This is a genomic window from Cryptosporangium japonicum (assembly GCF_039524755.1).
In the GTDB taxonomy this organism is placed as follows: Bacteria; Actinomycetota; Actinomycetes; order Mycobacteriales; family Cryptosporangiaceae; genus Cryptosporangium; species Cryptosporangium japonicum.
Window position 1 is genome coordinate 64938 of the sequence record NZ_BAAAGX010000005.1, and the last position, 12014, is coordinate 76951.

Annotated in this window: 12 protein-coding genes; 1 reads left to right on the plus strand and 11 read right to left on the minus strand. The window is 69.7% G+C overall.

What is annotated here, in order from left to right; translation table 11 throughout:
- Positions 1-24: 24 nt before the first annotated feature.
- From ABD437_RS04510 to ABD437_RS04525, 4 genes are all read right to left on the minus strand, one after another.
- Positions 25-393: a roadblock/LC7 domain-containing protein gene (locus tag ABD437_RS04510; RefSeq protein ID WP_344647529.1), complete on the minus strand. Its 369-nt coding sequence runs from the start codon at positions 391-393 to the stop codon at positions 25-27.
- Between the two features lie 431 nt (positions 394-824).
- On the minus strand, positions 825-1235 hold the full coding sequence (locus ABD437_RS04515) for a roadblock/LC7 domain-containing protein (RefSeq protein WP_344647462.1): 411 nt from the start codon (positions 1233-1235) through the stop codon (positions 825-827).
- Between the two features lie 41 nt (positions 1236-1276).
- On the minus strand, positions 1277-2479 hold the full coding sequence (locus tag ABD437_RS04520) for a DUF4388 domain-containing protein (protein WP_344647463.1): 1203 nt from the start codon (positions 2477-2479) through the stop codon (positions 1277-1279).
- Positions 2476-2877: a hypothetical protein gene (locus ABD437_RS04525; protein WP_344647464.1), complete on the minus strand. Its 402-nt coding sequence runs from the start codon at positions 2875-2877 to the stop codon at positions 2476-2478. The genes ABD437_RS04520 and ABD437_RS04525 overlap by 4 nt, the downstream gene beginning before the upstream one ends.
- Before the next feature lie 588 nt (positions 2878-3465).
- Between ABD437_RS04525 and ABD437_RS04530 the strand changes: the two genes are divergently transcribed.
- Entirely contained in the window at positions 3466-4014 is a 549-nt protein-coding gene (locus tag ABD437_RS04530; RefSeq protein WP_344647465.1) for a DUF1697 domain-containing protein, read from the plus strand.
- Here ABD437_RS04530 and ABD437_RS04535 read toward each other — a convergent pair.
- The 7 genes from ABD437_RS04535 to ABD437_RS04565 form a co-directional block, all read right to left on the minus strand.
- Positions 3998-4864: an amidohydrolase family protein gene (locus tag ABD437_RS04535; protein WP_344647466.1), complete on the minus strand. Its 867-nt coding sequence runs from the start codon at positions 4862-4864 to the stop codon at positions 3998-4000. The two genes, ABD437_RS04530 and ABD437_RS04535, sit on opposite strands and share 17 nt — an antisense overlap.
- A 13-nt stretch (positions 4865-4877) precedes the next feature.
- Positions 4878-5807, minus strand: coding sequence for an ROK family protein (locus tag ABD437_RS04540; protein ID WP_344647467.1), 930 nt, complete (start codon positions 5805-5807; stop codon positions 4878-4880).
- On the minus strand, positions 5804-6631 hold the full coding sequence (locus ABD437_RS04545; RefSeq protein ID WP_344647468.1) for a carbohydrate ABC transporter permease: 828 nt from the start codon (positions 6629-6631) through the stop codon (positions 5804-5806). Before ABD437_RS04545 ends, ABD437_RS04540 begins: the two co-directional genes overlap by 4 nt.
- Positions 6628-7632 carry a carbohydrate ABC transporter permease gene (locus ABD437_RS04550; protein WP_344647469.1) on the minus strand — a complete coding sequence of 335 codons (1005 nt, stop codon included), beginning with the start codon at positions 7630-7632 and terminating at the stop codon, positions 6628-6630. Before ABD437_RS04550 ends, ABD437_RS04545 begins: the two co-directional genes overlap by 4 nt.
- A gap of 1 nt (position 7633) precedes the next feature.
- Positions 7634-8914, minus strand: a complete 1281-nt coding sequence (locus tag ABD437_RS04555; RefSeq protein WP_344647470.1) for an extracellular solute-binding protein — start codon at positions 8912-8914, stop codon at positions 7634-7636.
- Between the two features lie 105 nt (positions 8915-9019).
- Positions 9020-10183 carry an ROK family transcriptional regulator gene (locus tag ABD437_RS04560; protein WP_344647471.1) on the minus strand — a complete coding sequence of 388 codons (1164 nt, stop codon included), beginning with the start codon at positions 10181-10183 and terminating at the stop codon, positions 9020-9022.
- Positions 10184-10323: 140 nt separating this feature from the next.
- A complete protein-coding gene (locus ABD437_RS04565) occupies positions 10324-11961 on the minus strand; it encodes an L-lactate permease (RefSeq protein WP_344647472.1) in 1638 nt (545 codons plus the stop codon).
- Positions 11962-12014: the final 53 nt, after the last annotated feature.

The following is a 12014-nucleotide window of genomic DNA, read 5'->3' on the forward strand; positions in this document are numbered from 1 at the left end:
CCGCCGGGCGCTTGCGTGTACTGCTCAGACCTCGAGCTCGCGCTCGATGCGGGTGAGCTTGTGGCGGGCCAGCGCCAGGTTCGCGCGGGACTTGTCGAGCATCAGGTACATGAACAGGCCCTTGCCCGACCGCGAGGTGACCGGACGGATCACGTGGTACTGCGTGACCAGCGTGACCAGGATGTCCTCGATCGGCTCCTCGAGACGCATCAGCTCGAGCGTGCGCATCTTCGCCCGGACGAAGTCGGTGGTGCCGGCGGCGATGATGTCGAGGTCCAGGTCGGACACCGAGGTGAGGGTGCCCAGCGGCATGCCGCTGTTGTAGTCGATGAGCGCGACGCCGATCGCACCCTCGATGTTCATGGCTTCTTTGAGCGAGGCTTCCAGGTTCATTACTTCTACTCCTGTTCGTACTGTTTCGTCATGCTTGTCACTACTGTCGCCGGTCTGATCGGCGACCGGTTCGATTCGCGCCCCCTCCGGCGTGGCCCGCTCCGGCGCGGCCCCCTCCGGTGCGGCCCTGGCCGGCGCGGCGCGCGCCTCCGTCGGCGGCCCCGGTGCGGTGACCTCGGGCTCGGGCGGCGGTGCCACCGGCGGGAACGGCGACGAGGCCGCGTACTCCTCGTCGACCGGCGCGCGGACGAAGACCGGGTACTCGGCGTCCGCGTCGTACCGTTCCTCGGGCGCACCCGAGCCCCCCGACGACGGCGGCGGACCGCTGCCGTTCGCCACGGCCGCGTCGGCCGTGAGGTGGGGTAGCTCGGCGTCCGACGCCGTGCGACGGCGATGCCGTCCACGCGCGCGCGCCCACCACCGGTTGCTGTTCAGTGCCAACCGCCCAGGGTTCCGCGCGCGGTGCCCTCCGCCGCGTCCACCAGTGCGCCGACCCGGTCGGCCAGCGCCCTGGCCTCCAGGTGCAGGCGGCCGAGGTTGGTGTCGGAGGTGGCCAGCACGGTCAGCACCGCGTAGGTGCCGGCCGCGTACGTCACCACGTACCCGTACGCGCCGCGCACCAGCGCCTCCTGGAACCGGCCGTGGCCGGCCTCCGCAGCCACCCGCTCGGAGAGGCCGAGCGTGGTCGCGGAGAGCGCGGCCATGCCCTCGGGCTGCACCCCGAAGGTGTCGTGCGCGATCAGGAGACCGTCGGCCCGGGAGACGAGGCTGCCCGACACGAACCGGACCCGGTCACGTAGGGCCCGGATCTCGGTCATCACTTCGTGCTCGAGGTTGTCCACGCGTCTCCCTTCTCGGTCAGCGGGCGTCGGATCGAAGGTGTTCAGGAGAATTCCTGCAGTGCGTCACGGAATCGGCGCAGCGAGGAGATCGACGGCGCTTCGGCGTAGATCTCCGGCGGCGGCGACGGCCACCGCGGCCCGGGGCTGGTGACCAGGGCGGGTGCGGGTTCTCCGGGTTCCTGCGGCGCGCGCCCCTGCTGGCTCGGCCGCACGACACGCGTCGGGACCCGTTTCGGCAGCGGCGGCAGCGGTTGGATCCGCTCCCCGGCCGGCCGCTCGGGCTCGATCGGGTCTCCCCGCCGGGGCAGCGGCACGGCCGCCCCGTTCACGGCCTTCCCGCTCGCCCCGTCGCCGTTCACCCGGCGGGGCAGCGGCGCGGGCTCCGCGTCCGGCGCACCTTCGGCTTCCCCGACCGAAGGTGCGCTGGCCGCGGTCCGTGCCGGCGGTACGGGCTCGGCGGCACCCCGCCGATCGCCGGGCCCGAACAACTCCGACAGGGTCGAGGCGGCCGGAATCGGCTTCGTTCGGCCGACGGCCGGGCGGTAGGGAGAGACCGCCGGACGTGCCGCCGCACCGGTGGCCGACGGCGAGAGCGCGAGCCCGATCGCCGCGAGCCGCCGCACCTCCAGCAGCGTGGCGAACCCTCCGCGGCCGAGCATCCGGGCCAGCTCGAGCGGTGTGCGCCGCCCGTCGGCGTTGAGCAGCAGCTCCCAGCGCAGGCCGTCGACGACGATCTGTTCCTTGGGCAACCGCGTGACCAGCGTGAGCGCCGCGGCGTCGAACTCGGACGAGGGGAACACCGTGGTCAGCTGGTCCTGCCGGTGCGTGACCTCACGGACGAGCCGCTCGACGTCGACGCGGAGCGTGCCGCCGAACCAGGACCGCTCACCCTCCGCGAACTTCACCGACGTCGGCTCGAGCGTGAGCGCGAAGTACGCGGCGTCGAACAGCGCCCCGTTGACGCAGAGCTCCAGCTCGCCCTGGCTCAGGTAGCCCTGTTCGACCAGCAGCGCGCCGACCCGCCCGGTCGGAGCGCCCACCGTGAGCACCGACTCCCACACGTCCTTCGAGAGCCGCCCGGACGCGGTGAGCAGCGTGCCGATACCCGGCGCCGAGCCGGCGTCGATGTGCGCGACGGCCCCCTCCACCAGGTAGAAGACCGCGCCGGAGAAGGCCTCAACGTGCAGCGCACCGGTCGCGCCGAGCGTCGCGAGCTCGCGGAGCGTCGCCGCGACCGCATTCATTGCAGTACCAGCTCGTCGGCGAGGCGACGCAGCTCCAGGCGTGCCATCGCGAGGTTGCTCTGGCTGCGGTCGAGCCAGAGATGGAGGAAGAACCGGCCGTCGAACTGCGTGTGGAGAAAACGGAGGAGGTCGTAGCGCCCCTGAGCGGTGAGCACGATGTCCTCCCAACGGTCCTCGTCGTCGGCCGCGCCGCCGAACCGTTCCGGCCCGACGAACGCCGAGTTGTCCCGGGCGGCCCGCACCACCTCGGTGGCGCCGGCGGCCGCCGCGTCGGGGCCGCCGTAGGGCCAGTCACCGACCGTGCCGACGACGAGGCCGCTGGTGAAGTCGACGATGTTCGCCCCGCGTGCGCCGGAGATCGCCATCGCGCGCTGCAGGCTCTCGTCGATTCCCGGCATGCCTTCGGACCTCCGTGACGGTGACACCATTCACCGCGCGGTGGTAAACGGCAATTTCCGTAGCGGCGGCCGTTCGCCGCCTACGGCACATCCTGCACCCTAGCGCGCACTTAACGCTGCTTCCACTGTGCTTAACAAAGATCTGGGATTTGCACCCGATCTACTCCCACATGTCACAAAGCGTCGTCGGACGATTACCGACAGCCCAATACGAGGTAGGCATTCCGACACCCCTCGGTGCATAAGAATGCGGCACCCACCCGGCTTCGCCGCTGCTCACCGGGGGTCCGGATCGGTCCGTGCCCCCGAACGGGAGTCATCGGACCCGGTCGATAACCGTCCATTGAGTACGATGGGAAGAGATTTCGATCGCACCGGAAACGTCGATCACCCGCAGATAACGGGGCGACGGAAAAGCCCACCGTGTCACTCTCCGAAAGGGGTACGGTTGACGCTATTCAGCTGAGTGAAAAGCAGCCGAATTCCGGGAACTCATCCGCCGCAGCCGATGTTCTGGGGGCCAGCCCTCCCCCGGCAGGCGTGTCGCCCCCACAGCGGATGTCCGTTCCGTAGGCAAGGATGACGAACGTGACCGCCTACCTCGCTCTTCTCCGCGGCATCAACGTCAGCCGCAACCAGCGGATCGCGATGGCCGATCTGCGCACTCTGCTCACCGGCCTGGGCCTCGACGACGTCACCACCTACCTGCAGAGCGGTAACGCACTGTTCCGGAGCGACCGCACCGATCCGGTCGCGATCGCGGCCGAGATCGAAGCGGCGATCACCGGCGAGCTCGGGCTGACCGTCCGTGTCCTGGTGCGCGACGAGGACGACTTCCGGCGCGTGCTGGACGCCAACCCGCTCGGCGACGTGGCGACCGACCCGTCGAAGCTGCTCGTCACGTTCCTGTCGGCGCCCACCGCCGAGGCGCGCCTGGACGAGGTCGACCCGGCCACCCACGCGCCCGAGGTGATGGCGGTCGGCCGGCGCGAGGTCTACGTCTGGTACCCGGACGGCGTCCGTAAAGCCAAGCTGAGCCCGCCGTTCTTCGAGAAGCGCTACCCGAAGGACGCCGACGCGGCGGCCACCGCACGCAACTGGAACACGCTGAGCAAGCTGCTCACGATGCTGGACTGAGCAGGCGCAGCCCGTTGTCGTGCAGCACCGCGCGGAGCCAGTCGTCGCCGAGGTCGAGGCGGACCAGGCTCTCCACCTGGTGGGCGTAGGGGTACGGGATGTTCGGGAAGTCCGAGCCGAGCACGACCCGGTGCGCCAGGTCACGCAGCCGGGGGCGCAGCGCCGCCGGGAACGGCGCGATCCGCTCGACGAAGTCCGTGAACGTCATCGTGGTGTCGAGGTGGACGTTCGGGTAGGCCTCGGCCAGCGCGAGGAACTCGGCGTACTCCGGCTGTCCGAGGTGAGCGACGACGAGCGTCAGCGACGGGTGGCGGGCCAGCACCTCACCGATCGGGCCCGGGCCGGTGAACCGGCCGGGCATCGGCCCGCTGCCGCAGTGGCACACCACCGGCACGCCGGCGTCGGCGAGCAGGCCCCACACCTCGTCGAGCAGCGGATCGCGCGGGTCGTACGCGCCGACCTGCACGTGTGCCTTGAACGCTCGGATCCCGCTCTCGAGCGCGCGCCGGACGTACTCGGCGGCCCCCGGTTCGGGGAAGAAGGTGCCGGTCGGGACGCTGTTCGGCGCGTTCTCGGCGAACCGCAGGGCCCACTCGTTGAGCCAGGCGGCCATCGCGGGCTTGTGCGGGTAGAGCAGCGCGGTGTGACGGATCACGCCGAGCTCGGCGAGGCGCGCCAGCCGCGCGGTCTCGTCGAGCCGGTACTCGATCGGCCATTCGAGCACGTCGAGCGCGTCGAAGTAGGCCCACACCTTGTGGAGCACCCGCTCGGGCATGAAGTGGACGTGGACGTCGGCGAACCCGGGGATCCCGAGCTCCCGGCAGAACGCCGGGAGCTCGGTGTCGGTCATGGCCACACCGGCATCAAACCGCGTCGCGCAGGACCACGTCCTCGTATCCCGCCGCTCGCCAGGCCAGGATCGCGGCGCCGAGCCGTCCCGCGTCGCCGCCGAGCGGGCTGTTCGCGACCGGGGGCGCCTCCCGCCAGGCCAGCGCGCTCTGCAGTTCGGTCCGCACCGGGCGCAGCAGCGTGTCACCGGCTCCGGTGAGCCCGCCGGCCAGCACGATCAGCGCCGGGTCGAGCAACAGCGTGGCGGTGGCCAGTGCCAGCCCGAGCGCCTCGGTCGCCTCGCGCCAGACGCGCGCGGCCACCACGTCGGAATCCAGCGACGACGCGACGTCCGCGGCGGTCGCTCCGGCCCGGGTGCCGCCGGCCGCCGCGTACCGGCGGGCGATCCCCGACGCCGACGCGTAGACCTCCAGGCAGCCACGCTGACCGCAGGCGCAGCGCTCGCCGTCCGGGTAGACCGGCAGGTGACCGAGCTCGCCGGCGCTGCCGTCGGCGCCGGCCAGCGGCTGGCCGTCGACGATCAACCCGGCCGCGACCCCGGTGCCGAGCACGACCACCATCAGGTCCCTGGCGTCGCGCCCGAGCCCGATCTCGCTCTCGGCCACCGCGGCGGCGCGGCAGTCCTGCTCCAGCACCACCGGGACGCCGACCTCCTCGGCGACCAGCGCGGCCAGCGGCGTGTCCCGGAAGCCCAGGTTGACCGCGTGCCGGGCGACGCCGGCCGCGGTGTCGACGATGCCGGGCACCGAGAGCCCGACACCGACCGTGCCCGCGTCGGCCAGCTCTTTCGCCACCGCCCGCACCCGGGAGACGACCTCGGCCTCCCCGAGCGACGCCCCGGTGTCGCGGTCGAGCCGGACCAGTTCCCGCCCGTCCGCGCCCACCAGCGCGCCCTTGATCGTCGTCCCTCCGATGTCGAGCGTGACGACCGACGGGCCGGTCATTTGACCGATCCGGCGGTCAAACCGCCCACCAGGTGCTTCTCGATCACCGCGAACAGCACGACCACCGGCACGATCGCGACGATCGACGCGGCGAACAGCTGGTCCCAGTTCTGGTCGTAACCGGTGACGTACGAGCTGATGCCGACGGTCAGCGGCTTCTTGTCGTCGTCCTGCATGAGCGTCAGCGCGACGACGTACTCGTTCCACACCGCGATGAACGTGAAGATCGTCGCGGTGACGACGCCCGGCAGCGTCAGCGGCAGCATGACCCGCAGCATCGTGCCGAGCCGCCCGTTGCCGTCGAGCTCGGCGGCCTCTTCGAGCTCACGCGGCAGCGCGGCGAAGAACCCATGCAGGATCCAGACCGCGAACGCCAGGTTGAACGCCGAGTTCGTGAGGATGAGCGCGCCGTACGTGTTGACCATCGACAGCTCGAAGAACTCGCGGTAGATGCCGACGACCAGCGACGTGGGCGCGAACATCTGCGTGACGAGCACCAGGAACAGGAACGCGGTCTTGCCCGGGAACTTGAACCGGGCGCTGAAGTAGGCCGCCGGGATCGCGACCAGGATGACGATCGCGGTCGAGGCCAGCGACACCAGCAGCGACGTCTTCAGCCAGTTCTGGAACCGGGAGTCGCCGAGGATCTCGCCGTAGGCGTCCAGCTGCCAGTGCTGGGGCAGGAACGTCGGTGGTGACGCCAACGCCTCCGAACCCGGACGCAGCGAGTCGAGCAGCATCACGATGTAGGGGGCCAGGAAGACGACCGCCACCAGCAGCCCGAAGATCGGCAGGGCGACCGGGCGGATCTGCCGCCAACTCATGACTCCTCCTCTCGCCACTTCACCAGCCGCAGGTAGAGGACCACCGCGACCAGGATCAGGAGGACGTTGAACACACCGGCCGCGGCCGAGGCGCCCACGTCACGATCGGCGCTCTTGAACGCGAGCTTGTACATGAAGGTGATCGTCGTGTCGTGCGTGTAGCCCGGGTTCCGGTCGTTGAGCGTCCAGACAATCGGGAACGAGTTGAACACGTAGATCATGTTGAGCACGGCGCTGACCAGCAGGGCCGGCCGCAGCAGCGGGAACGTCACCTGCCGGTAGGCCTGCCAGGCGCTGGCACCGTCGATGCGCGCGGCCTCGTGGACGTCGTCCGGAATGGAGTTCAGCCCGGCGAGCAGCACGTACGCGGTGAACGGGATCGAGACCAGGACACCGACGAGGATCATCGACGGCATGGTCCAGGTGTCGTTCCCGAGCCAGTCGATCGGCTCGTCGATGACGTTTATCGACGTCAGGAACACGTTCAGGATGCCGTGGTAGTAGTCGAAGATCAGCGTGAACAGGCGCGCGGTGATCACCAGCGACGCCGCCCACGGCACCAGCACGGCCCAGCGCACCACACGCCGGCCGAAGAACTCCTTCGACAGGAACTGGGCCAGGCCCAGGCTCAGCACGATCGTGATCAGCACGACCGCGGCCACCCAGATCAGCGTGTTGAGCAGCACGGTGCCCAACGCCGGGTGGCTCAACACGTGCGAGTAGTTGTCGACGCCGGCCGAGCCGCGGCGCAGACCGGTGATCGAGTAGTCGCCGGTGGAGGCCCGCACGAGCTCGATCGCCGGGTAGATCACGACACCGAAGATCAGCGCGAGCGCGGGGCCGAGCCAGATCAGCGCGACCCACCACGGCGCGCGGCCCCGCGTCGTCTTCCGGATTTTTGTGGCCGGCGCGCCAGCGCCCGGCGCACCGCCCCCGTTGCTGGAGGCGGGCGCCGGGCTGTCAGTGACGGCGCCGGGCTTGGAGTCAGCCCGGAACGCCATGTCAGCCGCCGTTCTCTGCGGTCTTCTGCAGGTCGTCCAGCACCTTCTTCGGGTCACCCGACGGGGAGACCGCGGTGCCGAGGTTCTGCTGGACGGCGAGCTTGATCTTGTCCCAGGCCGGGTCGTCGGTCGGGGTCAAGTGGATGTTCGGCAGCGTGTCCAGGTAGACCTTGAGCGACGCCTCGCTGGAGAACTCCTCCAGGCCGGACTTGGTCACCGGGAGGAAGCCCTCGGACTTGATCCAGGTGTTGACCTGGTCCTTGGCGTAGTAGAGCTCGTAGAACTTCTTGATCGCGTCCTGGTTGCCCTTCTTCTTGAAGGACATCAGGTAGTCGGTGACGCCGTAGGTCTGCGGCGCGCTGCCGTCCTTCGTCGGCATCGGAGCGATGCCGTACTTGACGTTCTTGAACTTCGTGTCGAGGTCGCCCTGGAGCGGGCCGAAGCCGACGATCATGCCGGCCTTACCCGAGGTGAACAGCGGGAAGGCGCCGTCGGTGCGGTTGGTCTTCCCAGGGTTGTTCTGGGTGACCTTGTCCTTGACCGAGAGGTCCTTCAGGAACTGCAGCGTCTCGACGTTCTTCGCGGAGTTGATCGTCCACTTGCCGTCGGACTTCCAGTCGCCGCCGTTGTTGAACAGCCAGATCGAGTACTCGGCCTGGGCCTCTTCCGGGCCGAGCGGCTGGGCGTAGCCGATGTTGCCGCCGCCGAGCGCCTGGACCTTCTTGGCGTCGGTGACGAATTCGTCCCACGTCTTCGGAGGAGCGGCGATGCCGGCCTTGGCGAACAGGTCCTTGTTGTAGAACAGGGCCCGCGCCGACGACAGGTCGGGCATTCCGTAGAACTTGCCGTTGTACGTGCCGCTCTTGACGAACGCGTCGATGAGGTCCGACTTGACCGCGTCGGTCAGCACCTCGTCGGAGTTGTAGAGCAGGCCGTCCTTGGCGTAGCTGGCGTACGCGTTGAGGTTCAGGATGTCCGGCGGGTTGCCGTTCTGAACCATCGTGCTGGCCTGCTGGTCGATGTCGTTCCAGCTGATGATCTGCAGGTTCAGCTTGACGCCGGTCTTGTCCTCGTACGTCTTCTTGAACGCGTTCCAGAAGGTGGCCGTGTGGTCCTTGCTGTATTCGGCGATGACGACCTTGATCTCCTTGGCGCTGTCACCGCCACCGGAGTTGTCGGCGTCGCTGGCACCGGTGCCGCCGCTGCACGCGGCCAGCCCCAAGGCCAGCGCGGTCGCACCGGCCAGACGCGCGATCCAGCGCGTCCTGCCTGTTGCACCCATGCGTGTTCCTTCCGTCGAACGAGGAGGGGGTTATTAACGAATGGATCGTTAGTATCGCGCGGGTGTGACGCACGTCAATCGGTCCTTCGGTACGTGACCGACTCGTTATGGCAGTCGTTGCTCGGCGTGATCCAGCGCGCGACGCACGGCACCGAGGGCCACCGCATCGCTGCCGAGGTCGGAGAGCACCAGGCGCGGCGACGTGAGGATCCGCGGGCGCAGGTGCCGGTCGATGGCCGCGAGCAACGTCTCCCCCGCCCGCGACAGACCACCGCCGATGATCACTTCACGCGGGTCGAGGATGAGCAGCAGGGCCGCCAGACCACGGGCGAACCGGGCCGCGATGCGGTCCACCACCTCGAGCGCGGCCGGGTCACCCTCGGTCGCGGCGGCGAAGACGGCCGCCACCGCGTCGGGAGACGGCGCGAGGGCCTCGGCCGCGTGCGCCAGGTCGGCGATCGTCTGCGCGCCGACCGCGTGCTCGAACGCGCCCTTCTCGCTCACCGCGTTGGCCGCCCGCGCGCCCAGCAGCGGCGCCGGATCCGGGCCGTCGAGCCCGGAGAACACGTCGACGAACCCGATCTCGCCGGCCGCGCCGTTCGCACCGCGGTACGGCTTGCCGTCGATGATGATGCCCGCGCCGATCCGGACACCCCAGTGCACGAACACCAGGCTGTCGCTGCCGACCGCCGCACCGCACCAGCGTTCGCCGAGCACCGCGAGGTTGATGTCGTTCTCGATCAGCACCGGGCTCGGCGTGATCGTGCGCAGCTCGTCGAGCACCGGCAGGTGGGCCAGGCCCGGGATGCCGGGCGCGAGCAGCACCTCGCCGCTGCTCTCCTCGACGATGCCCGGCGTCCCGACCACGATCGCCCACACGTCCTCGCCGGTGAGGTCGGCTTTCGCCAGCGCCTCGGCGATCGTGTCGCGCACCGACTGGAGCAGCCGCTCACCGGTGGCCATCTGACGCGACGCCACGACCGTGCCCGCGAGGTCGGCCACCATCGCGACGACCTTGTGCGACCCGACGTCGACCCCGACGACGTACCCGGCCTCGGCACGGAACCGGATCCACTGCGCCGGGCGCCCCATCGAGACCTGCGCGGTCTCGTCGACGTCCGCGACCAGGCCCGCGTCACGCAGCTCGGCGACCGCCCTGGTGACCGCCGGGCGCGAGAGGCCGGTCGCCTGCATCAGGTCGGCCACCCGGGCCGGCGAGCGTTCCCGCACCGCACGCAACACGGCGCGCGAATTGATCTGCCGCAACACGTGCGGTCCCCGGGCGGACTCGTGCGGCTGCACCGTGTGCCTCTTCTCTCGTGCGGCGGAAACTAGACCGTAACCCGCCGACACCGGCCACCGTCACCGGAGACCACGAAGCACGCTCCGCGGTCTCCGGGACGAGTGGATCAAGGCACCATCCACGACAGCACGGCCGTGGACTGCAGCCAGCTGAGCAGGCAGATCCCGGCCAGGAACACCACGCTCCACCCGACGACCCGGCGGAAGATGTCGCCCTCGCGGTTGTCCAGGCCCACCGCGGCCGCGGCGATCGCGAGGTTCTGCGGGGAGATCATCTTGCCGAGCACGCCCCCGGAGCTGTTCGAGGCGGCCATCAGCGTCGCCGACAGGTCGGCCTGGTTCGCGGCCGTCACCTGGAGCGCCCCGAACAGCGAGTTCGCCGACGTGTCCGACCCGGTCACCGCCACCCCGAGCCACCCGAGGATCGGCGAGATCAGCGCGAACAGCCCACCCGCACCGGCCATCCACGTACCCAGAGTGACGGTCTGCCCGGACGCGTTCATCACGAACGCCAGCCCCAGCACCGCCATCACGGTCAGGATCGCCCACTTCAGCTGGTTCAGCGTCGCGCCGTACGCACGCAGGGCCCGCCCGACCGACACCTTCAGCACGACCATCGTGATCAGGCCCGCGACCAGCATCTGCGTCCCCGGCGTCGTGAACCAGTTGAACTTGAACGCGACCGAGGAGAGCTCCTTGCCGGACGTGTTGGTCAGGTGCAGACCCGGCCAGTCGACGATCGTCGTCGCCCGTTCCAGGAATTCCTTGATCGGCCCGATCTGACAGATCACGAAGACACCGATGATGATCGCGTACGGAGCGTAAGCACGCACGACCTCGGCCCTGGAGTCCGGCGCGACGGGTTCCCGTTCCTCGGCGACGGGTTCGGCCGGCCCTTCGGCGCTCAACGCGTGCGCCGTGACCGGCGTCGCGAGCGGACGGCGGAGCCGCACCGCCACCACGAGCGCCGCCACCGACACCAGCGACGCCACGACGTCGGCCAGCGGCACCGAGACGAAGTTCGACGTCACGTACTGGGCGAACCCGAACGCCAGACCGCACACCAGCGCGTACAGCCAGGTCTCGCGCAGGCCACGGGCACCGTCCACGATGAACACCAGCACCAGCGGGACGAACACCGCGAGGATCGGCGTCTGTCGCCCCACCATCGCGCCGAGCGTGTCGCTGTCGATGCCGGTCACCGTGCCGAGCGTCAGGATCGGCGTGGCCATCGCCCCGAACGCCACCGGCGCGGTGTTCGCGGTCAGCGCCAGCACGGCCGACTTGATCGGGGAGAACCCGAGCGCCATCAGCATCACCGACGTCACCGCGACCGGCGTCCCGAAGCCGGCCAGCGCCTCGATCAGCGCCCCGAACGAGAACGCGATGATGATCGCCTGGATCCGGCGGTCGTCGCTGATCGACGTGAAACTACGCCGGAGGACGTCGAAGTGTCCGGTCTCGACGGTCATGTTGTAGACCCAGATCGCGTTGATGACGATCCAGAGAATCGGGAAGAAGCCGAACGCCGCGCCCTCCGACGTGGCCAGCAGCGCCTGACCGACCGGCATCCCGTACACCGCGATCGCGACGACGAGCGCCACGGCCAGCGCGATCAGCGACGCGACCCAGGCACGCAGCCGGAACACTCCGAGTAGGACGAACAGTACGAGTAGCGGGATCGCCGCGATCAGCGAGCTCCAGGCCAGCGAGTGGGCGACGGGATCCAGCACCTGTTGGTACACGGGGGCCACCTCTCCGAAGAGCAGCAGTGCCCGTCCGATGATGGCCCCAACTA

Coding starts and splice junctions, on each gene's coding strand:
- ABD437_RS04510 (WP_344647529.1), bottom strand. CDS start 393: ATGAACCTGGAAGCCTCGCTCAAAGAAGCCATGAACATCGAGGGTGCG.
- ABD437_RS04520 (WP_344647463.1), bottom strand. CDS start 2,479: ATGAATGCGGTCGCGGCGACGCTCCGCGAGCTCGCGACGCTCGGCGCG.
- ABD437_RS04525 (WP_344647464.1), bottom strand. CDS start 2,877: ATGCCGGGAATCGACGAGAGCCTGCAGCGCGCGATGGCGATCTCCGGC.
- ABD437_RS04535 (WP_344647466.1), bottom strand. CDS start 4,864: ATGACCGACACCGAGCTCCCGGCGTTCTGCCGGGAGCTCGGGATCCCC.
- ABD437_RS04540 (WP_344647467.1), bottom strand. CDS start 5,807: ATGACCGGCCCGTCGGTCGTCACGCTCGACATCGGAGGGACGACGATC.
- ABD437_RS04545 (WP_344647468.1), bottom strand. CDS start 6,631: ATGAGTTGGCGGCAGATCCGCCCGGTCGCCCTGCCGATCTTCGGGCTG.
- ABD437_RS04550 (WP_344647469.1), bottom strand. CDS start 7,632: ATGGCGTTCCGGGCTGACTCCAAGCCCGGCGCCGTCACTGACAGCCCG.
- ABD437_RS04555 (WP_344647470.1), bottom strand. CDS start 8,914: ATGGGTGCAACAGGCAGGACGCGCTGGATCGCGCGTCTGGCCGGTGCG.